Source organism: Psychrobacter sp. N25K4-3-2 (genome assembly GCF_015351755.1).
GTDB classification, from domain to species: Bacteria; Pseudomonadota; Gammaproteobacteria; order Pseudomonadales; family Moraxellaceae; genus Psychrobacter; species Psychrobacter glaciei.
Map to the genome: position 1 here is coordinate 512,021 of NZ_JADKLX010000001.1, position 23,366 is coordinate 535,386.

At 44.9% G+C, this 23,366-nt stretch carries 17 protein-coding genes; 3 read left to right on the forward strand and 14 right to left on the reverse strand.

The genetic code is table 11. From position 1 onward, the window contains the following. Nucleotides 1–111: 111 nt before the first annotated feature. Both IOD06_RS02010 and IOD06_RS02015 read right to left on the reverse strand, forming a co-directional pair. Entirely contained in the window at nt 112–1,431 is a 1,320-nt protein-coding gene (locus tag IOD06_RS02010) for a short-chain fatty acid transporter (RefSeq protein ID WP_194618842.1), read from the reverse strand. A 376-nt stretch (nt 1,432–1,807) separates the two neighbouring features. Next, entirely contained in the window at nt 1,808–2,455 is a 648-nt protein-coding gene (locus tag IOD06_RS02015; protein WP_194618843.1) for a glutathione S-transferase, read from the reverse strand. Between the two features lie 510 nt (nt 2,456–2,965). Between IOD06_RS02015 and IOD06_RS02020 the strand changes: the two genes are divergently transcribed. Next, nucleotides 2,966–3,733: a class II aldolase/adducin family protein gene (locus IOD06_RS02020; RefSeq protein WP_194618844.1), complete on the forward strand. Its 768-nt coding sequence runs from the start codon at nt 2,966–2,968 to the stop codon at nt 3,731–3,733. Between the two features lie 6 nt (nt 3,734–3,739). Further along, the gene (locus tag IOD06_RS02025; protein WP_194618846.1) at nt 3,740–4,621 is read left to right on the forward strand and encodes an alpha/beta fold hydrolase; all 882 of its coding nucleotides are present in this window, start codon (nt 3,740–3,742) and stop codon (nt 4,619–4,621) included. Between the two features lie 45 nt (nt 4,622–4,666). On the opposite strand, the gene IOD06_RS02030 is transcribed toward IOD06_RS02025, so the two are convergent. The 5 genes from IOD06_RS02030 to IOD06_RS02050 form a co-directional block, all read right to left on the reverse strand. After that, nucleotides 4,667–6,355 carry an AMP-binding protein gene (locus IOD06_RS02030; RefSeq protein WP_265087650.1) on the reverse strand — a complete coding sequence of 563 codons (1,689 nt, stop codon included), beginning with the start codon at nt 6,353–6,355 and terminating at the stop codon, nt 4,667–4,669. Nucleotides 6,356–6,427: 72 nt separating this feature from the next. Further along, a complete protein-coding gene (locus IOD06_RS02035; protein ID WP_194618848.1) occupies nt 6,428–7,501 on the reverse strand; it encodes a CaiB/BaiF CoA-transferase family protein in 1,074 nt (357 codons plus the stop codon). Continuing rightward, nucleotides 7,494–9,665, reverse strand: a complete 2,172-nt coding sequence (locus IOD06_RS02040; protein ID WP_194618849.1) for a 3-hydroxyacyl-CoA dehydrogenase NAD-binding domain-containing protein — start codon at nt 9,663–9,665, stop codon at nt 7,494–7,496. The genes IOD06_RS02035 and IOD06_RS02040 overlap by 8 nt, the downstream gene beginning before the upstream one ends. A 109-nt stretch (nt 9,666–9,774) precedes the next feature. Continuing rightward, nucleotides 9,775–10,983 (reverse strand): acetyl-CoA C-acetyltransferase, encoded by a 1,209-nt coding sequence (locus IOD06_RS02045; RefSeq protein WP_194618850.1) that lies wholly within the window; start codon nt 10,981–10,983, stop codon nt 9,775–9,777. Between the two features lie 110 nt (nt 10,984–11,093). After that, nucleotides 11,094–12,245: an acyl-CoA dehydrogenase family protein gene (locus tag IOD06_RS02050; protein ID WP_010198593.1), complete on the reverse strand. Its 1,152-nt coding sequence runs from the start codon at nt 12,243–12,245 to the stop codon at nt 11,094–11,096. Nucleotides 12,246–12,527: 282 nt separating this feature from the next. Between IOD06_RS02050 and IOD06_RS02055 the strand changes: the two genes are divergently transcribed. Next, nucleotides 12,528–13,166 (forward strand): TetR/AcrR family transcriptional regulator, encoded by a 639-nt coding sequence (locus tag IOD06_RS02055; RefSeq protein ID WP_010198592.1) that lies wholly within the window; start codon nt 12,528–12,530, stop codon nt 13,164–13,166. Nucleotides 13,167–13,277: 111 nt separating this feature from the next. On the opposite strand, the gene IOD06_RS02060 is transcribed toward IOD06_RS02055, so the two are convergent. The 7 genes from IOD06_RS02060 to IOD06_RS02090 form a co-directional block, all read right to left on the reverse strand. After that, complete coding sequence (locus IOD06_RS02060) at nt 13,278–13,925, reverse strand: hypothetical protein (protein ID WP_194618851.1); 648 nt, start codon at nt 13,923–13,925, stop codon at nt 13,278–13,280. A 320-nt stretch (nt 13,926–14,245) separates the two neighbouring features. Further along, nucleotides 14,246–15,532, reverse strand: a complete 1,287-nt coding sequence (locus IOD06_RS02065) for an FAD-binding oxidoreductase (protein WP_194618852.1) — start codon at nt 15,530–15,532, stop codon at nt 14,246–14,248. Nucleotides 15,533–15,548: 16 nt separating this feature from the next. Next, nucleotides 15,549–17,012 carry a Na+/H+ antiporter NhaC gene (nhaC, locus tag IOD06_RS02070; RefSeq protein ID WP_194618853.1) on the reverse strand — a complete coding sequence of 488 codons (1,464 nt, stop codon included), beginning with the start codon at nt 17,010–17,012 and terminating at the stop codon, nt 15,549–15,551. Between the two features lie 202 nt (nt 17,013–17,214). Continuing rightward, nucleotides 17,215–18,705 carry an aldehyde dehydrogenase family protein gene (locus tag IOD06_RS02075; protein WP_194618854.1) on the reverse strand — a complete coding sequence of 497 codons (1,491 nt, stop codon included), beginning with the start codon at nt 18,703–18,705 and terminating at the stop codon, nt 17,215–17,217. Nucleotides 18,706–18,847: 142 nt separating this feature from the next. Further along, complete coding sequence (locus IOD06_RS02080; RefSeq protein WP_194618855.1) at nt 18,848–20,260, reverse strand: VOC family protein; 1,413 nt, start codon at nt 20,258–20,260, stop codon at nt 18,848–18,850. 285 nt (nt 20,261–20,545) lie between these two features. Further along, nucleotides 20,546–21,811 carry an aspartate aminotransferase family protein gene (locus IOD06_RS02085; protein ID WP_194618856.1) on the reverse strand — a complete coding sequence of 422 codons (1,266 nt, stop codon included), beginning with the start codon at nt 21,809–21,811 and terminating at the stop codon, nt 20,546–20,548. A gap of 210 nt (nt 21,812–22,021) precedes the next feature. Further along, the gene (locus IOD06_RS02090) at nt 22,022–22,996 is read right to left on the reverse strand and encodes a LysR substrate-binding domain-containing protein (RefSeq protein WP_194618858.1); all 975 of its coding nucleotides are present in this window, start codon (nt 22,994–22,996) and stop codon (nt 22,022–22,024) included. Between the last annotated feature and the right edge of the window lie 370 nt (nt 22,997–23,366).

Consider the following 23,366-nt stretch of genomic DNA (forward strand, 5'->3'; position numbering starts at 1 on the left):
TAGATAGGCAGCGATAGATATACCACTTGAATTATTTTCATAAAAAAAGACCTTGCCCATCAATCAGGCAAGGTCTAAACATTAAGCTGTCACGCTAAGGCTATTTTTTAATTATAAAAACAACAACCCTAACCCGATCACAACGCCACTGACGACCAAAACAATGACACAAAAGCCCATGATGTCTTTGGCTTTTAGTCCAGCGATTGCCAGTGCAGGCAACGCCCAAAATGGCTGAATCATATTTGTCCACGCATCGCCCCATGCGACGGCCATGGCAACTTTCGCGGGGTCACTACCAAGCATTTCCGCAGCTTCCAGCATAATTGGCGCTTGCACTGCCCATTGTCCACCACCCGAAGGGACGAAAAAGTTGACAAGTCCTGCACTTAAGAATGCAAAAAGTGGCAACGTGTCTGCTGTCGAAACGCTAACGAATGCTTCTGACATAACGGCTGCCAAACCAGATGCCGTCATCATGCCCATAATACCTGCATAAAACGGAAACTGAACGATGATAGCGCCTGCGCCTTTGACCGCTTCTTGAACGGCAATCAAATACTTGCGAGGCGTTCCGTGGAATATGATGCCAAGGAACAAAAACATAAAGTTGACCAAGTCTAGCGTTAACGCAAAGCCATTTTGTACAAAATAATAGACGATAAAGGCAAGCCCCAATGCGCCTATGACCATCGATAAAATCCAACTGTTTTCTAAACGTTCTGCTGGTGTCATGTCCGATTTTTCCGGAAGCTTTTCAATGACGGGATCAGCCAAAACCTTTGGATTTACGGTAACGGTATCTTCTCTTTTTGGCATCATTAAACGGTTTAATAACGGGACAATAATGACCAGCGCAGCAACGATAATTAAGTTATAACCCGCAAAGATAGTCGCAGTCGTCGGAATAATACCAATTTTGTCAACGAAAGGATGGCCTTCTGTGGCAATCGATAGAGGAATCGAGCCAGAGAATCCAGCGTGCCAAATAATAAACCCAGAATAGGCACTGGCAATTAGTAAACGGTAATCAACATGTTCAACACGCTTTGCCAACTCTTTGGCGAATAACGCACCGATGACTAACCCAAATCCCCAGTTGATCCAGCTCGCTGCCAGAGAAACTAAGGTTACCCAAATAATCGCACTACCTGGCGACCGTGCAAAACCGGCAAGCTTGCCCAGCCCTTGTTTAAATATCGGGCTGCTTGCCAAGACAAAACCAGTGACGAGCACCAGCACCATTTGCATTGAAAACGCGAGTAATGCCCAGAACCCTTCACCCCAATATGCCACCATCTGTACAGGCGAAGAATCAGTCAGCCCTAAGCCCATACCAAAAATGACGACAGTTAAGATAATCACAAACAAAAACGGATCCGGTAAATACCTCTCCATCAAACTGTTCGAAAAACGTGTAATTCCTTTCATTTTACAACTCCCTTTGTATATAAATTCGAACGTCGTCCATAACCCTAAGGTTACCGCATTATTGCTTTGTATTCTTACTCATTCAGCAACAATCGGCTTTTATTATTCTGTGTCAGCTTTTTACATTTTCTTTATTATTTTCCAAAAGAAAAAGTCTTTGTAGAGCCGTATCGCCCCACAAAGACTTCCAGTCATGAAACCTCTTGCACAAATCATTGAGAGCCTTTGTGAATCTATTAGAGAGAGTCAATGAACAGGTATCGTCTAAAAATTTATTGCTATAATTTATTGCTATAAGAAGCTATATGCTAAGTTTTTCAGATAAGTCTATTAAAGTCCTAATGTTAAGAAAACCAGAAGTTTTACGCTCTTGGTATCAAGAAGGAAAGACCACTATATCACTCTCTTCTTGCCAAAGGGGAAACTTGGTCATGGCTTGCAAAAAAAGTGGCTGCTGAAGCCAGTGTTGTAGCCATCGCTGCAGATTCGGGTAAGGTAAGCTATAAAAGACATCGCGATCCACATGGGCAAATTGGCGGACAAAAGGCATGATACCAATATCGGCAATGGTCGGGCTATCCCCCAGTAAATATGAGTTTTTAGTCAACAGCTCTTCTAAAACCTGTAAAAATTCTTCACCTCGTTGTCGATACTTTGTCTGGGTCATCTCAATATGACGGTCAGCATATTTATAGCGATCCAGCCAATGCTTAAACTCATTGTCGTTTTGATCGAGCAAAGTATGGCTTTGATGCAAGACCGCTGCATTGAGTAATCCCTGCGGATCTGTCTGCTCAAGCGCCCACACCATTATGTCGCGACTCTCTTCAATCACCACACCATCAGCAAGCTGCAAAACAGGGACGGTGCCTTTCGGACTAATAGCCAGCATTTGAGATGGTTTATTTTTCAGAGCTATCTCTCGCAGCTCTACCTGCAACTCAGCAAATAAGATACCGAGTCGGGCGCGCATGGCATAAGGACAGCGACGAAAAGAGTATAGGCAATGCAGTGAAGAAGTCATGGATATTTTTCGCAGTTGAATTGAGGTCAATGTGCTCAGATTTGGAAGACTATTATCTTACTACTTATTGCTTTCCACGATAAACTACTTGTCGCCTTCCACGATAAATAGTATGAAAAATATCTTTTACCTGCTTATGATAACAATGCGAACACTAATCCTCAATGATAGGAGACAAACGTTTCATCTCTCTATCAAGCTAAAAAACCAAATGAAACCTATTGCCTTCAAATATAGTCAAAATACCCCAAAACGCTACGACACGGCTGATATCAATTTTTTGCAGCCTCTGTCTGCACAGGCACAGCAAGCAAAACCAATATCAGCAGTGCGTGATGTATCGATATTACTTTTCACTGACTATATCTGTTTTAAACATGTCATGAGCGAGTCTCAGGCATCTTGAATACAGAATTCAATTGCTTTTATTTATTTTAGGATATAGATTCAAGGAAACTTTACGAAAAAAATGATGTATTCATCACCTTCAAAACAGTCAAGGATGACCTAATGAACAATAATTCAACGCCGAATGTAAAAGACCATGTAACCGAACAAGAATGGCAGATGCGAGTCAATCTGGCGGCTTGTTATCGATTGATTGCCTCGTATGGTTGGGATGATTTGGTTTTTACTCATATTTCGGCACGCGTACCAGATACTGAAGATGAATTTTTAATTAACCCTTATGGTTTATTATTCGAAGAGATTACTGCCTCTAATCTGGTCAAAGTCAATCAAGCTGGTGAAAAAGTGTCTTCATCAGCATTCGATATCAATCCTGCCGGATTTACCATTCATAGCGCCGTCCATGAAGCCCGTAACGATGCCCACTGCGTGATTCATCTGCATACCAGCGATGGTGTCGCCGTGTCTACTCAGCAGCAGGGTTTACTGCCTATCTCACAGCAATCCTTATTTCCATTATCTAACTTGGCATATCACGATTACGAAGGTGTCGCCTTAAACCCTGAAGAAAAAGTACGTTTAGTGTCTGACCTTGGCGAGGCCAATTTTATGATTTTACGTAATCATGGCTTACTCACTTGTGCCAGCAGCGTGGCAGATGCTTTTTTATATATGTATATCATGCAAAGAGCCTGCGAGGTTCAAATCAAGGCACAAAGCGGCGGCAGTGAATTAACCTTGATATCACCGCAAATATTGGCTGGTATCCAAGCGGCATCCAAGCAAGTGACTAAAGAGGCCAATGGTGACATTGCGTGGCCCGCCTTATTAAGAAAACTCCGCCGCACTGATCCGTCATTTGAGGAGTAACCTTCGATGATAACACTGAGCGAATGGCAACAGCAGGGACAGCTTGAATCTATTAACGGTCAGCAGATTTTTACCCGTCAAGGCGGAGACAAAGACACGCCAGCCTTACTGTTGATTCATGGCTACCCTAGCGCCAGTTGGGACTGGGAAGGTATGTGGGATAAGCTCACTGAGCATTATTATGTGATTACTCTGGATATGTTGGGGTTTGGCCTGTCTGATAAACCCAAAAACGCACGCTACTTAATCAGTGAGCAAGCCGATATTTTTGAGACTGTTTTGCAGCGTCTTGGTGTCAAGGACTATCATATTTTGGCGCATGATTATGGCGATACGGTTGCACAAGAATTATTGGCGAGACAAGTTGATGACAGTATTGATAGCAGCGGCAGGCACATAGCCAGTGTTTGTTTTTTAAATGGTGGCTTATTTCCTGAAACTCACAAACCCATTCTGATTCAAAAACTGTTGTTGTCGCCATTAGGGCCTCTGCTATCCAAATTTATTAACAAAAACAAATTCGCGAAAAATTTACAACACATATTTGGACCTGCAACACCGCCAACCCCTGAAGTCATCGACACATTATGGCAGCTGTTAACGCACAATAATGGTTTAGCAGTGATGCACAAGTTGATTGACTATATCCCTCAACGTCAACAATACCGTGAACGTTGGGTAGGCGCGATTATCAATAGCAACGTACCAGTTAAACTGATCGCGGGTGCCAAAGACCCTATCTCAGGTCAACATATGATTCATCGTTATCGTGAATTGATTCCCAATGCCAATACCACAGAAATGTCAGCATTGGGACATTATCCGCAAATCGAAGATGCCGACGCTATCAGCGCCGAATATCTGACATTTAGGAAAAGTGTGGGATAAAGCATTAGTGATAAGTGTTGATAAACGTGATAAGCCATTCGCTAATCATGTTTTGTTAGCCGATTTTCTAAGCTCATGACGCAATATCTTACCGACTGTCGACTTGGGCAATTCATCAATAAATTCGATCTGTCTGGGACGTTTGTACCCCGTCAGATCTTCTTTACAGAACTGCATGATTTCATCCTTTGTTAGACTGGTATCAGCTTTAACGATAAAGACTTTGACCGACTGTCCTTGTAACTCATCATCCATACCAACGACGGAACATTCAGCTACTTTAGGATGTCGCTCGATCACGTTTTCCACTTCATTGGGATAGACATTAAAGCCACTGACGATAATCATGTCTTTTTTGCGATCATAGATTTTTACGTAGCCCTTCTCATCCATAGACCCGATATCACCGGTCTTTAGATAACCGTCAGCGGTGAAGAACCCAGTATTGTCGATATTGTGGTAGCTTGCGATGACATTGTCACCTTTAATACATATTTCCCCAACCTCACCGATTTCTAAAACTGTCTCATCCTCATCACGAATATTGATATCTACACCAGGTAGTGGCATGCCGATGCTGCCGTTGAACGCTTTGTTGGTAAAGGGATTGGCCGTGCCCACGCCAATGGTTTCTGACATCCCCCAACCTTCTAAGATGGGATGACCAGTTGAGTCGAGCCATTTTTTGGCGGTTTCTGGCGTCGCGGCCATGCCCCCAGCCAAAGAGAGTTTTAACTCAGAAAAGTCAATCGTTTTAAACTGCGGATGTGCCATCAAGGCCTGATATAGCGTATTTACTGCTGGTAAAAGATGGAATGGCCGCGAGTTTAAAGTCTTTATAAAACCATCAATATCACGCGGATTGGTAATGAGCGTCAGGTGCTGCCCCACTCTGAAACCTAGCATAGCAACCACAAAAGCAAAGATATGATAAAGCGGCAAAGCAACAATGGTATTCATTTGCTTATCATCGTCCACATCATCATACACAGGCTGAAACCATGCCTCAAACTGCGAGGTTGCAATCTCTATGTTGTGATGACTGACGATAATACCTTTAGCTTTGCCTGTCGTGCCACCTGTATACGTTAACAGCGCCACGTCTTTAGTATCCGCGTCAGGTCGGGTATAGCTCATATTTCTACCCTTTTTTAGGACAGACTTATAGCTTTGTACTTGATACTGAGCATTAGATTTGAGTGAGTGTGGCGGGACTGCTTTTTTAATATACTTGGCAGCCAAGTCGACGATTTTGCCTTTGACAGTGCCCAGCATATCCCCAATATCGCTATAGACAATGGTTTTTACACCCGTGTCATGGACAATTTTTTCGAGGGTTGAACAAAATGGGGTCAAAATAAATATCGCTTTACAGTCAGAGTCGTTCAGTTGATGCCTCAACTCGCGTGCCGTGTACAAAGGATTAACGAGGGTAATGACCATTCCTGCCCGTAGTACACCGATGACGATGGGCAGATATTGATTGACGTTCGGCATCATAATGGCTATCACTGATCCTTTTTCAAGATTAAGTCCTTGAATCCAAGCAGCAATAGCTTTAGAGGTTTCATCGACCTGTGCATAGGTATAAGTGACACCCATGTTGGTGATAAATTCCTGTTGAGAAAATTTTGCAAAAGAGCATTCAAACAGTTCTAGTAATGACTGGTTTGTCGCTGAGATATCAGACACGACGCCTTTCGGATAGTGATCTATCCAAATTTTTTTCATCATAACCTTCCTTGGTCATTGGTCATTAATTTTTTGGAGAGCGCTATCTATTGGCTATAACATTAATATCCTCTCTTACTGCCAGCCGGATGTAGCACCATGCTCATCTTGATGTGCAAATAAGGGATGCGCTTGGGCTTCTTCTAAGGTCAGTACTGGGGTCACGCAGACATCTGCTGACGCAAAAATTTGTTGCCAATGCTCAAGTGTTTGACTGGCAAATTTATCGCTTACCGTCTTAGCCGCCGCTTGGCTTTCAGAAGTGTTAGGCATAATACCAAGTTGCCAATGGCTATTTTTTAGCGCAGGCAAATCCAATACTTCACACAATCCTTGCCAAAATTTTAGCTCTAGCGAGCCAACGGCCATATGACGCTCGTCTGCTGTTTTGTACAATCGGTAGCAGGGTAATAGACCACCCAAAAAATCATGCTGCGGTGCTGGCTTTTGTCCTGAGAAGCTCTTCACCAGCGCTCCCGTTGCCTTTGGCATGACCAGATGCTGATACAAGCTGTGCGTCATACTGACGGTAATATGACGACCTTTGCCGGTACGCTGGGCGGCGAACACAGCAGCGAGCAATGCAATCACAGCGGTATCACTGCCGCCTGCCAAATCTGCGAATTGCACGTTAGGCATCGCCTGCTCGCCAGTGGCAGTCTTTAGCTGATCAAGCACACCGCTCATCGCCATAAAATTAATATCGTGACCGGCTTTATTAGCCCAGTCATGAGTGATCGCTTTATCTGCTGTACTGCCACCCGCCACGCCATAACCAGTGATTGATACCATTACCAGCTGAGGATTAATCGCATGCAATGTTTTGGCATCTAATCCCATGCCCTCTAACACGTCAGGGCGAAAGCTGTCTAACATCACATCGGCATCTTTGAGATGCGCTTTGATAGCGTCAATACCTTTGGGATCACGAAAGTCGTGTTTCTCGGTGGTTTTACCATGGTTTAATGCTTTAAACAATTCGCCAAAGGCTCTGGCAGGATCGCCATTTTTGGGCTCAATTTTAATAATTTCTGCGCCCAAATCGGCAAGCAATCGCGTAGCAAAAGGCCCCGGCAAGTTACGAGTCAAATCGACCACTCGCAACCCCTGTAAACAATCTGCCATAGAATGCGCTATTGTATTAGCCATCTACAAACTCCTCGCCTTTTTTGGCCATATCCACAAGAATCTGCGCAGGTTCAAAACGCTCACCGTATTTGCTGGCAAGCTCATGGCTGCGTGCAATGAATGTCTCTAGACCCATCGAATTAATAAATTGTAGAGTGCCGCCTTGATGTGGTGCAAACCCCCAACCAAAGATTGAGCCGATATTGGTATCAGCGACAGAGCGCACGACGTTTTCTTGATAGCATTTAGCAGATTCGTTGGCTTGGATAAACATCAAACGATCAATCATATCCTGCTGAGTTGGCTGCTCATCCTTGGTGGGAAAAAGATTGGTCAACTCAGGCCATAGTTTTTTGTCACCGTTTTCTTTATAGTCATAAAAACCTTTGCCGTTCTTTTTTCCTTCTCGGTCATGCTCATTGACCAGCGTTTTGAGTATCTCGTACGAGGGACGCACAGTGATAGTTTTGCCTTCGGCTTGCATATCCAGCTGCTGCTGTTCACTCACGTGCAAAGCCAGACTTAATGACACCTCATCTTGCAATGCCAGTGGCGGCATGGGCATACCTGTTTTCATGCCAGCGACCTCGATACTGCGCGGATGGACGCCCTCTCCTAGCATTGCAATACCTTCTGACACATAGGTACCAAATACGCGCGACGTATAAAAACCGCGACTGTCATTAACAACGATGGGTGTCTTACCAATTTGAACGACATAATCAAACGCTTTTGCTAAAGTGGCGTCGTCAGTTTGCTCGCCCATGATAATCTCAACCAACGGCATCTTGTCGACTGGCGAGAAGAAATGCAGACCGATAAATTGATTGGGACGCGTGCTGGCTTTTGCCAATCCAGTGATAGGCAATGTTGACGTATTAGACGCATAGACAGCAGTGTTAGGAATCACCGCCTCAGACTGCTCAGTACACTTGGCTTTAATCTCACGATTTTCAAAGACGGCTTCGATAATCAGATCGCAGTCTGCCAAATCATCATAAGACACTGTCGGCTTGATGCGATTGAGTAACGCTTGCTTCCTCTCTTCCGTTGAGCGTTTACGGCTAATGGCTTTATCCAAAATGGTGGCAGAATAGGCTTTGCCTTTTTCAGCGCCTGCCATTTCGGTATCTAAAAGTACCACTTCTATGCCTGCTTTGGCTGAGACATAAGCGATACCTGCACCCATCATGCCAGCACCTAGAATGCCGACTTTTTTAGTTTTATAACGCTCAAAGCCATCAGGACGCGACTGACCTTTTTTGATGCTGTTTAGCTGCGTCCATAGCGTGTTAATCATGTTTCTAGATTCAGCAGACAGCACACAAGCAGCGAAGTAACGTGACTCAAGCTCAAGTCCCGTATCGATATCCACTAAGCAGCCTTCGAACACGCAAGACATGATATGGGTAATCGCAGGATAGTTTCCGTGTGATTTTTGATTGGCCATGGCAGGCGCGATAGAAAATATGGGTACGACTTTGGGATGTTTACTGTCACCGCCGGGGATTTTGAAGCCTTTCTTATCCCACGGTTGCTGCGCTGTAGGATTGGCTTTTATCCAATCTGTCGCCTGCTTGAGCATATCTGCTTTGTCAGTGGCAGTGGCATCGATTAAACCCATGTCTTTAGCAGCAGCTGGACGCAGATCTTTACCTTGGGTCATCAGCTCTAAAGCTGATTGAATACCGACCAATCGCGGTAAACGCTGAGTACCACCGCCACCCGGCAGCAAGCCCAATTTGACTTCAGGTAGACCCAGCTTGGTTTTAGGCGAATCAATCGCGATACGATAATGACATGCCAATGCTAGCTCTAAACCACCGCCAAGTGCCGTTCCAGTCATGGCAGCGACGACAGGTTTACCTGATTTCTCTAGTTTGCGTAAGCTAGCTTTCAGGTCTTCGGCCAGCTCAAAGGCTTGTTCAGCGGTTTTAATACTGGCCAATTGGTCAATATCAGCACCGACGACAAAGGTTTCTTTACCAGAGGTCAGAATCAAACCTTTGGCGGACGCATCGTTAATAAAGCTGTCTGTCATCACCGCAAAAGTATCGGTAAAACCATCGCCGATGACATTCATTTTGCGACTGCTTTGGTCAATCGTGACGGTGATAATGCCATTATCAGATTCGGCAGAAAAGTTATTCAATGCATTGATGGCATCTACGCTGTTTATGCTCATGTTAAGTCCTTCTTATATTATTTTATGTCGATATAAATCACTAAAAATCTCTTAGCCCTGTCTATTAACACTATCCATTAACGCTATTTATTAGCATCATCTATTAGTGCTATACGCGCTCAATAATAGTCGCAATGCCCATACCACCACCGACACAGAGTGTGATCATGGCCGTTTTTAGGTCGCGACGTTCTAATTCGTCAAGGACAGTAGTCATGAGCATCGCGCCCGTGGCACCAAGAGGATGACCCATAGCAATAGCGCCACCATTGACGTTGACGATATCAAGCGAGATGCCAAAGTCATCAGCAGTATTGAGTGGCACGGCAGCAAAAGCTTCGTTGATTTCCCATAGGTCTATATCTGAAGCTTGCATCCCCGCTTTTTTGAGCACTTTTTGGCAGGCAGGCGTTGGCCCTGTCAGCATAATGGCAGGTTCTGAACCAACAACTGAAGCCATCGTGATTTTGGCACGGGGTTTGAGGCCAGCTTTTTTACCAGCAGCAGCGCTACCGACTAAGCAAATCGCCGCGCCATCGACGATGCCTGACGAGTTACCCGCATGATGCACGTGATTCACTTTTTCAATAATGGTATACCTGTCCAAGATCACGCTATCAAAGCCCATCTTGCCCGGCATAATGAAGGAAGGATTGAGACCTGCTAAGGTCTCGACATTGGTATTGGGACGGATGGTTTCGTCTTTATCCAATAGCGTCATGCCATTGATATCAGTGACAGGAACGACCGATTTATCATAATAGCCCTGCTCCCACGCATTCGCAGCGCGGCGATGCGATTCGCTGGCAAAGGCATCGACATCGGTACGACTAAAGCCTTTCAGCGTCGCTATGGTATCTGCACCAACACCTTGCGGCACAAAATGCGTCGCTTCGTTAACGCGTGGATCCATATACCATGCACCGCCGTCAGAGCCCATCGGTACGCGGCTCATCGACTCTACGCCGCCTGCGACCACCATATCCTCCATGCCTGACATGACCTTGGCGGCAGCGAGATTGATAGACTCCAGACCTGACGCACAAAACCGAGACAAAGTAACGCCCGCCACACTTTGCGCCCAGCCAGCATCGATGACGGCAATACGGGCAATATCAGAACCCTGCTCACCAACGGGTGTCACACAACCAAGCACCACATCATCAACCAAACTGGTGTCCAAATGATGCCGCTGTTGCATCTCTTTTAATAGAGTACGGGTCAGCCAAATTGGTGACGCCTGATATAAGGAGCCATCCTTTTTACCTTTGCCGCGCGGAGTACGGATAGCATCATAAATGTAAGCAGTCTCAGTCATAAAAATCCCTTTTTTTCTTTTTTAAATAAATAGCAATGATGGCAATCTAATCGCCATGTTAAAACCAATAAGTAGAGTCAATAATTAGAATAAATAAGTATATCAGCCACTTACATAAAGCGTGACGCCAGCTCTTTCATGATTTCATTGGTGCCGCCGTAGATTTTCTGTACGCGGGCATCGGCATATAGGCGAGCGATTGGGTACTCTGTCATGTAACCATAACCGCCAAACAACTGGACGCATTCGTCGATCACGTCACACTGCTTTTCGGTCACCCAGTATTTAATCAATGATGCCTGCGGTACTGTCAATTTGCCTTCTAACATGGCATCAACAGCGGCATCGCACATAGTGCTGGCAGCGAGATAATCGGCGTAGCATTCTGCCATTTTAAAGCGCGTGTTTTGAAACTTCCAAATCGGTTTGCCAAACGCTTCCCGACCTTTGACATAATCTAGCGTCAAATTAATCGCCAGCTTCATCGCACCAACGCCCGTTAAAGCAATGATTAAACGCTCGCGTGGCAGTTCTTGCATCATTTGAATAAAACCCATGCCTTCGGCAGTGCCCAACAGATTTTTTTGCGGCACACGCACATTACTAAAGAATAATTCCGACGTATCTTGTGAGGTCAGACCAATCTTGTCGAGGTTACGACCACGTTCAAACCCTTCTACCTTGTCCGTTTCTACGACGATAAGCGAGACGCCTTGCGCGCCTTTTTCCCGATCGGTTTTGCACGCGAGCAAAATCAGATTGGCATGCTGACCGTTGGTGATAAAGGTTTTTGAGCCATTGATAATATAATCATCGCCATCTTTTACCGCATAGGTTTTGATGTTTTGTAGATCTGAGCCAGTACCAGGTTCGGTCATGGCAATCGCAGCCACATACTCGCCCGTCGCCATCTTAGGCAGCCATTCTTGTTTTTGCGCTTCTGTACCATGACTCAAGATATAGGGGGCGACAATCCCTGAATGTACCATGCCACCGAACCCTGATTGGTTGGCTTCCGCTTGTGCGTATAACAGCGCCGCTTCATGACCGAAATCACCGCCGCCGCCGCCATACTCTTCAGGTATAGAGACACATAAGAAACCGTTTTCACCTGCCTCTTCCCACGCGGCACGGTCTATCATGCCATTTTTGCGCCACTGTTCATCCTTTGGCTCCCAACCTTTGAACATTTTAAGCGCGCTGTCATAGACCATTTCGTGCTCTTCGGTCATCCAGTTTGGGGTAAATTTTTCAATACTCATGTTGTCTATCCTTGACGATGGGAAGTTGCTATCGGTTAATATAAAATGCTATTGAGCATAAATATATCACTTATGGTAATGTAAATTACCGTTTGGTATAATCTAAAAATTCTTTGTATTTATTGAGATTCAAGACTCATACTAAGATAGTGAAAGACAATACGCAACCTATCAACAAATAATGGTAATTCATGTTACCTAATAAAATTTTAGCGTATCAAACGACCAAATAAGTGGCTATCGAACTGTCTAAAACCCCCTATCTTAAAGGAATGATAAAGCATGCAATCCACGAATCAGATGCCTAACATGACTGAGAGCCGAGCACTGGCACCTTTATCAGATATGCGCCCTGCGACTTTAGAAAAAATTGAAAAAGCGGTTCGTAAAGTGTTTGCAGGTTTTGATGCTAACGAAGTGACGATGGTGCAAATTGCGAAGTCTGCCAACGTCTCATTGCAAACCCTCTATAAATACTTCGGGGACAAACAAACGCTATTCAACACGGTGATGGATATCGTACTCGGCAGACTGGCGGCACGCATCATGGATCATTTGCAAGGCATTGACAGCGTGCAAGATCGCCTACGTAAGACGCTATGGGTATGTTTTGACTTCGTAGACTCGCATCCTGATGCGGTTATGGTGCTGTCATCGGTATCGGTATCACGCATTCGTCACATTGCTATTTATGAGAATAAGGAGCTGATTGGGGCATTTTTGGAGGTATTAGAAGACGGTCAGAAACGTGGTGTATTGAACGACACCGTGCCGCTATATATTCTGTTCGATGTGTTTATGGGTTTTATCAGCCGTTTGGGTTTGATGCACATCATGCGGCAGACAAATGCCCCGATAAATAAAGAATTTGATGCACTGTTCGTCATTTTATGGCGAGCCATATCTAAGCCTGAAGCATAAATGGGCTTAGATAATTTACGAAAACGAAAAAGCCTCACTATCAAGTGAGGCTTTGCTCTGTTTAAGAGCTTATTTGCGCCGATTTTTAGACCTATGGTGTCATCGAGACTCTTAAACACTACTCGATTTTAGCAATCCATACGCTATTCTGTTAACCACTTCATTATTGTGCTCAACCGTCAAACGGTAGCCTTGAATGATGCCGTCATAAGGTAGATTGCCTTCATAATATTGATAATGCTCACGGATACCTTTTTTCACTATAGACGCACGCTCGCTCTCGCTCAGTTTGGCAAATCCTTCTGGCAACTGCACTTGAGCCAACCGAGAAGCACCATCACGAGACATCCAGTTTGCGCCCGCAGTAAACGTAAAATTCACATCGGCTCGTAAGCTATATTCGGGTAAAGAATTGGAATAATGCGCTAAGTCATGCTTAATCTGAGCAATATCTTCTACAAATGGCTGGTACGGTATCTCAAGTATATTAAACAACTTTGCTAAGAATTCATCGGCAGTAAAGTATTTATCCATATAACTACCATCAAGCCCCAGATACTTATTCGACAATACATGACGCAAGCGATCACAGGCAGGTATCGTGTGTTTGAGAGGATAACCCATGGCTTTGATGATAGCTTGCGAACGCAGCTCAAGCGTGTCTATTTGATTGACTGCATATTGCGCGAGAGGGTGGCGCGGGTGATAACGACGGGTATATTTAGATTGATTGGTAGCGTGGCTTGTAAAATTGGACACCTTAGACTCCTGTAACTCCGACGAAAAAGTATAAAACGAGCCCATATAGGCAAATAAAATTAGGCACAAATGAGGATGTCGGAGTACAGGCTCATGCGCTTTACCAGAATTGTTTTATATCGTGCTGGAAGTTGCAAGGTTCGTATGCCACCATTAATTATAATAACGGACGACGATACAAAGCTGTTAAACCCACGATAGATCAGCTAGCGATGATAGCACATCAGCTGCTGAAAGATAAATACAGATATTGTTCCTCTTTTTTAACACCTTTACTGTTGTCAATACTCACCCTATATCTTCCTACTGTAGTCAAAAAACTATCTAATGATTTTTAGACATTGTCCTGCATGATAGAGCGTCAGCCCTACTTCAGTAAATCCAGATTTCATCGCACCCAATGCTATCTTTGACTCTTCCAAGGTTTTAAATGGCAATGGAATACTGGCTCTGTCTCCAGTCAAGATATAATCCGCAAAGCACTTGCCCATGAGCGTACCAGTGGTAATGCCACGTCCATTGTAGGCAGTCGCTGTCAATAACCCTTCGTCAGGTTCCAAAACACGGAAGATATGGTCTTGCGTAAAGCCAAAGTTACCGCACCATTCATATTGCCAGTTAAATGCTGGTAAATCAGGATAATAGCTTTTTTGCACAGCGTTCGCCCATGACTGATAGAAGGATTTTGGTTTAAGTTGCTTGCCACCCACCGTTCCCAATAACAAACGATCATCTTTGTCACGGCGAAAGCTCGATAATGCCAAACGCGTATCCCATGCCCCTGTTTTGTAAGGTAAAATACGATCTGCTACTGCTCCACTGAGCGGCTCAGAAGCGATCTGATAATAAGCGACGAGATAAAAAGTCTTAGTAATTTCTGTCCATTCGCCTTCAGTGTAAGCATTGGTCGCAATGATGACGCGCTCAGACTTGACCCGAGCTTTGGAAGTTCTTGTGTACCAATGACCGTCTACTTTCTCCAGTGCCTCGACAGCGGAATGCTCGTAGATGATTACGCCAAGACTGGTCGCGACTTTTGCGAGTCCTCTGACATAAGCCAGCGGGTTGATAGTACCCGCACGATGATCTAGTAGTGCTTTATTGATACTTTTGGTGCCGCAATATTCATGGCATTTGCTGCCAGTTAACACCTCAACATTCGCACCGCGACGGCTCAACTGCTCGTATCTGACATCGACATCGACTTCGCCTTTGGCATTATGTGCCATATGGATATTGCCGGCTTGGGTGGCTTGCGCGTCGATATTATAACGTTTGATTAGGTCAAATACTAAGCTTGGTGCTTGTCCGAGCGCTTCTGTGAGACGCTCTCCAGCCGCTTCACCTAGCGCAATATTTAAGTCATCGGGGCGTGCCCATGTCCCTGCATTGACCAGCCCAACGCTTTTCCCTGAACCGCCACTACCAATCGTTTGGCTCTCAAGTAAGATAACCTTGACGCCTTTTTCGGCCAAATGAATCGCAGCCGATAGCCCTGTATAACCGCCACCAATGATACAAATGGTCGCTTGAGTGTCGCTACTCATCTGACTATAGGACTCAATATTGGGGGCAGTCATGTTCCATAAACATTGCTCTTGTAACATCTCACACTCCCTTGTGTCACACGTCACTAATTGACGTTGAGGTAGCCGTGTCGAGCTTTTCTACCGAAGGCTCTTCACGCGGTATAAACTTATCAAGGAACGCCCATAACAAGCCAAACAAAGGCGACAACCAGCAAGCAAAAGCAAAAGGTGCATAAGTCAGTGTCGCTATACCAAGGGTCGCAGCAACAAAGCTACCGCCCATGTTCCAAGGAATCAGCGGTGATAATAGCGTGCCACTGTCTTCAATAGAGCGTGTGAGTGTCGTGCGCTTATAGCCCATTTCTTTATATTTGTCTTTTAATAAACGCCCTGGCAGCACCAACGTTGTATAAACGTCACCGATTAAAGTACCGACACCAAGGACGCTGGCATAAGTCGTCAAAATCAAGCCGATACGCGATTTTACTGCCTTATCTATTTTCGCCATAATGGCTTTTAAGGTGCCGTAATGTTCAAGCGAGCCGACAAAAGCGAGTGCAAAGATGGTCAAGGTAATGACCCATGTCATTGACATGACGCCGCCTTTTGATAGCAATTTATCAACCACCTCAAAGCCCGTTTCACTGACAAAGCCGTTTTGTAAAACGTTAAAAATATCACTGACCCCAACGCCTTGCATAAAAAATGCAATAACTGATGCCACGACAACACCGCCCAAAACGGTCGGTATCGCTGGCATTTTCATCACAGCGGCAATCACAACAACGAGTGCAGGTAATAAAGTAATAATGCTTAAATTGTAATTGTCAGCCAAATTGGCTTGTAAGGCTTGGATAGAAGATAAATCAATACTGTCATCGCCATAACCCATGCCAATCCACGCATAAAGCGCTAAGGCAGTAACCATGGCTGGGACAGTCGTTGGTAGCATGCCTCTAATATGGTCCCAAAGCTCCACGCCGGCTGCCGCAGGTGTCAGGTTAGTGGTATCTGACAATGGTGACATTTTGTCCCCGAAAAAAGCACCCGAGACAATAGCACCGCCTGTAAAATGCGCTGGAATGCCAAGCCCCATACCGATACCCATCATCGCCAGCCCTACCGTACCGACTGTACCCCATGAGGTACCAGTGGCAACAGAAATAATGGCGCAAATAATACAAACTGAAAATAAAAAGGAGGAAGGAGAAAAAATACTGAATCCATAGTAAAGAATGGTCGGCACCGTCCCTGCAATAATCCATGAACCAATGAGCATACCGACGCCCATCAGAATAATCATCGCCGGTAAGCCGATTTTAATAACTTTTAAAAACCGCTCCTCCATACCCTGCCAGTCACGACCACGCATCTTCATAAATAAGCCAGTGATTAAAATGCCACAGGCTAATGGAATGTGCGGGGTAAAGTCTTTGAATATGAAAAACTGCACCATAAGAATCATGGCAGTCAATACGAGAGGGGCAATATCAAGTAAGAAGCTAGAAGACGGACCGTAGCCATCATTAGCGGGGTCATGCGGTTTGTCATCGATCATGATAATTCTACCTTCCTTAGTAGTCGTCAATGGTCATTACAACCAATCCTTGATTGCTTATAGTTTTTGGTGTGCCAAACATATATAAAATATGCTTGGCAATTCACGCTGAACACCTTATTTTTGACCACTTATGATGAGTCATTTGTGCTTAACCATTTATATATGAACAATCAATCCTGAGTGTTCAAACATCTTCATATCAACCAAAACTAATGCCTTGGGCAAGTGGTAGCTCTGTTGAATAGTTGATGGTGTTGGTTTGGCGACGCATATAAGCTTTCCATGCGTCTGACCCTGACTCACGTCCACCGCCGGTTTCTTTTTCGCCACCAAATGCACCGCCGATTTCAGCACCACTAGTGCCGATATTGACGTTAGCGATGCCGCAATCACTACCGCGATCACTGAGGAAAGTTTCCGCTTCACGCAAGTCATTGGTAAAGATACATGACGATAATCCTTGTGGCACATCGTTTTGCATCTCGATTGCCTCATCAAAGTCTTTATAGGTCATGACATATAAAATAGGCGCAAACGTCTCACTTCTAGCAACGTCATTTTGCTCATCAAACTCGACAATGGCAGGCGTGACATAATAGGCATCAGGGTATTTATCTGCTAGTACGCGTTCCCCGCCTGTCACTATCCCACCCGCTTCACGAGCCTTATTCAAGGTCGATTGCATGTTATTAAAGCTGTCTTCATCAATCAGTGGGCCGACCAAATTGCCTTCGAGAGGATGACCAATGCTGACGGTTTCATAAGCTGATTTGATGCGTGGCAAGATATCGTTTTTGACAGACTCATGGACGAAGAGGCGGCGTAATGTGGTGCAACGCTGACCCGCTGTACCAACCGCTGAGAATATAATGCCGCGTAGCGCAAGGTCTAAATCGGCAGTCGGTGCCAAAATCATCGCGTTGTTGCCACCAAGCTCAAGCAAGCATTTACCAAAACGCTCAGCGACTTTAGGCCCGACAGTTCTGCCCATGCGTGTACTGCCAGTCGCACTGACCAAGGCAATGTCTTTGTTTTCGACCAAGGCATTACCGATATCCGTCTTACCCAATATCACTTGAGACAAATGATCTGGTGCATCACCGAACTTTGCCAAGGCTTTTTCGAACATGGCTTGACACGCCAAAGCAACCAAAGGGGCTTTTTCTGATGGTTTCCAGATGACAGGGTTACCACAAACAATGGCAAGCGCTGTATTCCAAGACCATACCGCTACAGGGAAGTTAAAAGCGGAGATGACACCGATGACACCAAGCGGATGCCACGTCTCACGCATGTGATGACCTGGGCGCTCTGACGCAATCGTCAAGCCATATAGCTGACGTGAAACGCCGACAGCGAAGTCGCAAATATCGATCATTTCTTGCACTTCACCTAGGCCTTCTTGTTTGATTTTCCCAGCTTCAAATGATACAAGCATGCCCAAATCTTCTTTATGCTCACGCAGCACTTCGCCCAGCAGACGAATCAATTCGCCGCGCTTGGGGGCAGGAACGACACGCCATTCCTTAAATGCTGCTTGGGCGTTTTGGATTTTCTTATTGACCTCATCAACGCTATCTAAGGTTATCTTGCCGATAACCGTCCCATCGATAGGCGTATTGACTTCAAAATCGCCATGTTGATATTGTTCTTCTTTGACACCCATGGCTGACATGTATTGCTTAATCATATTCAATCCTTTGTATAGTAATTTATAATATCTTTGGTCGACCTTTAAGCTACCTTGCAATACTTTAACTTGCAAAATAATAATTTTCTTACCCTCATTCCATTTTGGAATGGCGAATAAATAAGATGACTGCTCTTGTCTTTTACCTACCGTTTCCTAAAGAAATTAGGCATTTTCCCAAGCTTCTATTTTGTATATCTTCATACAAAACAAGCTCATCATGGACATTGGTACCAAGGGCTTGCTCGAACTCCTGTTGGTTTGAATTGCCATCATAGTTGCTTTGCTTATCCTGCTGGAGATTGGACTGAAAAATACCAGCCGCACTGACTGGCAAAAAATCTTCATAGACGATAGGCTCAATACGGATAACGCCTCGGTTAATCAGAGCATTTACTGCTTGTTTTGAATTAACCATTTCTAGATTAGACATATCACTGTTGATATCCGCAGCACTATCGACTGGTTGATAATAGAAATAAGCAAGCTCCTTGTCATGCATCGTCTGGTAATCATCAGGGAAAGCGGTAAATACCTCGGCTAAAATTCGATTGTATTGAGCTGCATTACCCTCATTTGGAGTAGCTCCTAATTGATGGCGTGCTTGACTAAGTAGCTTGTCATACAGTGCTCTGCCCGTGGGCGTTAATGCCACACCGCGCTGCTCAATCTCACCAAACCGTGCAGTATGGCATCCTTGCTCGTACTCGCCCTCTGAGTTTTTAAAACTAACCGCTTCCTCTAATGCCTTAAAGCTCGTTTGTCTTAATAAAATCGGACATTCCCGTTTTGGTGGTCCTTCGATAATCGCTTTTGGCGGCATGCCTTTTGCCTGCATACCTTGCTGTACAGTATCTATATCTAGTGTTCTAGGCGTTAAATGATTGATATGTGGGCCTTTAAAGCCGACGACATCAGCAATGAGACCATGCTGTGCTAATAAGCGCTGATATAGCTCTTTTGAGACTGGCGTTTTATCATGCCAGCGAAACGTTTCTAAAGCTTCTTTGATGAACTGCTTACCTTCCTCTGAGGTCAAACCACCCTGCTCTTCAAAGCGCTCAATCAGGCTGACGACCGTATCGGTAAAGATATTGCGGTTGGCTAATGCCTTTGATGCTTCTTGTTTTAGTGCGTCATCAGCAATTAAGTCTAGACGCAATAAAGAAGTGAAGACTCGAAATGGACTTTGATTTAAGGCTTGCGCGTCAATGGCTCGAAAAGCCGTAGAATGCACGGGCACGCCAGCAGGCGCTAAATCATAATAGCCGACAGGGTGCATACCCATGACGGCAAAGAGCCTGCGCATCATACTAAGCTCGTGCGCTGTGCCCAATCTAATTGCCCCGTGGCGCTCCATACTGAGTCTATCAATCTCTCCGGTATGCTCCAACTGCTCCTTAATATCAGGATGTTTGGTTAGCACCTCAGTATTCACCTCAGCGACTAAATCTAGCAAGTCACCATATAGTGGAACCTCGGTTTGGTACATGGCTGACATCGCCATAGAGAACTCGTGACGAATAGCGTCGCTGCTGATAAATGTATAATTCACAAATAGATATCCTTGTTAAAATCTTATAAATTTTTATTACTCTTAACTTATTAACTAGGGCGTGTCATCATTTAGATTGTGAGACTTAAAATGAGGAAAATTGCAGCCAAACAAGGAAGAAATTGCCGTAAATATGAACATATTGACAAGATTTCTGACGATGTTTGGCTAAATTTAGCCATTTTAAGACCACTAAATGTATTCATGTGCTAATTGATGACACGCCCTAAGCGTCTCCGACAAAAAACTATGTCGTTGCCATTAAATTATATCGTTGCCATTTCATCAGAGCCTATTATCAGGAATCGTACTTAACACTTCTTTTAAAACATTAAGACCGGCTTGCAGGGTTTCAGGCTCGATTGTTAGTGGCGGTAGCAGGCGAATAATATGGCGATATTTACCGCTAGGCATCAACAGCAGACCACGCTCGCGCGCTTGCGTTAACACATACGTCATCACGTTTGGATCGACATCATGTTCAGGATGTCGCAGCTCGATACCGCGCATCGCACCGATACCCGTAAGGCCAAACAGCCAAGGCGATACACCTTCTTGCTGCCATTGGTTCACCGTCTGCTCAATGGTGTGAGCATAGTGTCTGGCAGACTCCCACACCGCATCGTCTTGCATAATATCTAACGTCGCATTGGCGGCAGCACACGCGACCGGATTACCCGAATAAGTGCCGCCTAGACTACCTTTAGGCAAGCCATTCATTATGCTGGCTTTGCCGATCACTGCGCCTAACGGCAACCCACCTGCGATACTTTTGCCTAGCAATATCATGTCAGGCTCAATCCCTAAATGTGTAAAGGCAAAGGGTGTGCCCGTACGACCGTAGCCCGATTGAATCTCATCCATGATGAGCAAAATGCCGTGCTCATCACAAAACTGGCGCAGATACTGAGCAAACGTGGGCGACATTAAGTGAAAGCCACCTTCGCCTTGTACTGGCTCTACGATGATGGCACCGATATTATCGACATCCGTCTCTACAGCAAATAGACGTTCAAGCGCATCGATAGCCTGCTGATCGCTCACTTCATTATCTGGACTGGGAAAAGGAATGTGGTAAACGCCACCTGCCAATGGTCCAAGCCCCCGCTTATAAGGCGCGACTTTACCATTTAGATTGACCGCAGCCAGCGTGCGCCCATGAAAGCCACCATCAAAAGCAATGACACCCACACGACCTGTCTTTAGGCGGGCAATTTTTATGGCATTTTCGGTGGCTTCTGCGCCGCAGTTAGTCAACATACCTGATAGCTCACCACTGATTGGAATCAGCTCACAAAGCCGTGGCATAAAGGTTTGATACGGCTGATGGGCGGCCGCATTGTAGGCGTAATGAATAAGTGATTGGGCTTGATTGATAATCGCGGAGACGATATGAGGATGACAATGACCAAAATTTAAAACCCCGATACCGCCGACAAAGTCGATGTAGCTGCGGTCATAACTGTCCCAAACTTTGGCATTTTTGCCTTTGGTGAGGGTCACAGGATGCACCATCGTAAAAGCGTCTGTAACGTTATAGTGCGTTTCCATTAAGCATCTCTCATCTTCCTTGAGTGTGATGCTCATTTCAGCAAAACCGTACCGATTCAGCAAACGAATAATAGTTGTGCTGGCATTCCTTTTCGTCATTGCCAACCAAAAGACAATCTTAAGGCGCGTTAAAAATTACAATTATTTAAACATTGTTAACTGCTATCACAAAGGCTACGAAAAATTTATCCCAGTCGCCCTGTATCTGTTTTAAAGTGAATCCACTATATCGATTGAATTGAGGACATGCCCTAGCATCAGCTCGTGTTGATTTGAGGTTTCAAGATACGCTGATACCCATTCTAAAATAACTTTCACCTTATGCGATCTGCCCAAAGACAAAGGATAAGTTATATAATAAGACCCCCGTCCTTTTGCCGCATAGCGCCATGCCGTCACCAGCGTTCCTGATTGTAGTTCAGGGGCGACCAAACGCAGTGGTACAAGTGCGATACCATAGCCGAGCAAAGCGGCGGCAATACACGCATGAAAAGTATCAAACCGTGGGCCGATAAACGTTCCATCGATACTAACGCCTTGCTGCTTGAAATACTCATACCAAGCACTTGGGCGCGAGCTCAACTGTAGCAACGTACAGTTATCTACATTGCTCGTACAAGGATTTTTATCATGCAAGTATTCAGGTTGGCATACCGCCACACAATACTCGTCAAACAGCTTAATCGCCTCCATCCCGCCCCAAATGCCATCGCCATATAAAAAGGCAATATCGACGTTTTGGTCTTCAGTAAAAAATGGCCCAACTTGCTCTTTTATATCTAAATTAATCAATGGATGGGCTTGGCTAAAGCCACTGAGCGCAGGTAACAACCAGCGAGAACAAAAGGTTGGGTGTGAGGCAATCTTAAGCACTTCTACATTGTCACTATGCGACATCAAACTGGTGGTTGCCACCTCGATATGTTTGAGGATTTCCAACACCTCAAGGTAATAAGTCTTGCCAGCTGGTGTCAATGAAATGCGGTGCGGTGTACGATAGAAGAGTGAGATTTTTAACATCTCCTCTAGCTGAGCGACCTGCTTACTGATGGCGCTTTGTGTCATATGCATCTCTTGCGCGGCATTGGTAAAGCTCAGATGCCGTGCAGCCGTTTCGAAACACTGTAGAGCAGTCGTCGATGGATACTTTCTAAAAGCAAGCGGCTTATTGGTTTCGGTTTTCATAGTTTGTTTTTCTTTTATTTTTGGTATGAGGACACGCCCTATTAAAATGTAAAAACAGGGATAATTCATACAGAGATGACTACCTATTCGTGCACGCTCAAATAGCATGAGAGAATAGGTAGCCATCATTATTTAAGCGCTGATTCGCCTTGATTATTGTATCAGTCTACTTGAGCATGCTTCTATTGATAAAAGCATTATTTCACTGCCAGTATGTTGTCGGCAGTCAGTGTCGGCTTCCTAGAGGCTAATGTCAAAAACTAATGTCATATCCTATTCATTTTGTGAATACCGATGCTCATTATCAAATAATTACTTTAACTACGGCGACTGACTTGCTATCTTGCCTGCCTTCTTTTCATCATTGCGA

Bases quoted from the DNA above. Each gene is read 5' to 3' on its own strand.
- IOD06_RS02010 (WP_194618842.1), bottom strand. From the start codon at position 1,431: ATGAAAGGAATTACACGTTTTTCGAACAGTTTGATGGAGAGGTATTTA.
- IOD06_RS02015 (WP_194618843.1), bottom strand. From the start codon at position 2,455: ATGACTTCTTCACTGCATTGCCTATACTCTTTTCGTCGCTGTCCTTAT.
- IOD06_RS02020 (WP_194618844.1), top strand. From the start codon at position 2,966: ATGAACAATAATTCAACGCCGAATGTAAAAGACCATGTAACCGAACAA.
- IOD06_RS02025 (WP_194618846.1), top strand. From the start codon at position 3,740: ATGATAACACTGAGCGAATGGCAACAGCAGGGACAGCTTGAATCTATT.
- IOD06_RS02030 (WP_265087650.1), bottom strand. From the start codon at position 6,355: ATGATGAAAAAAATTTGGATAGATCACTATCCGAAAGGCGTCGTGTCT.
- IOD06_RS02035 (WP_194618848.1), bottom strand. From the start codon at position 7,501: ATGGCTAATACAATAGCGCATTCTATGGCAGATTGTTTACAGGGGTTG.
- IOD06_RS02040 (WP_194618849.1), bottom strand. From the start codon at position 9,665: ATGAGCATAAACAGCGTAGATGCCATCAATGCATTGAATAACTTTTCT.
- IOD06_RS02045 (WP_194618850.1), bottom strand. From the start codon at position 10,983: ATGACTGAGACTGCTTACATTTATGATGCTATCCGTACTCCGCGCGGC.
- IOD06_RS02050 (WP_010198593.1), bottom strand. From the start codon at position 12,245: ATGAGTATTGAAAAATTTACCCCAAACTGGATGACCGAAGAGCACGAA.
- IOD06_RS02055 (WP_010198592.1), top strand. From the start codon at position 12,528: ATGCAATCCACGAATCAGATGCCTAACATGACTGAGAGCCGAGCACTG.
- IOD06_RS02065 (WP_194618852.1), bottom strand. From the start codon at position 15,532: ATGTTACAAGAGCAATGTTTATGGAACATGACTGCCCCCAATATTGAG.
- nhaC (WP_194618853.1), bottom strand. From the start codon at position 17,012: ATGATCGATGACAAACCGCATGACCCCGCTAATGATGGCTACGGTCCG.
- IOD06_RS02075 (WP_194618854.1), bottom strand. From the start codon at position 18,705: ATGATTAAGCAATACATGTCAGCCATGGGTGTCAAAGAAGAACAATAT.
- IOD06_RS02085 (WP_194618856.1), bottom strand. From the start codon at position 21,811: ATGGAAACGCACTATAACGTTACAGACGCTTTTACGATGGTGCATCCT.
- IOD06_RS02090 (WP_194618858.1), bottom strand. From the start codon at position 22,996: ATGAAAACCGAAACCAATAAGCCGCTTGCTTTTAGAAAGTATCCATCG.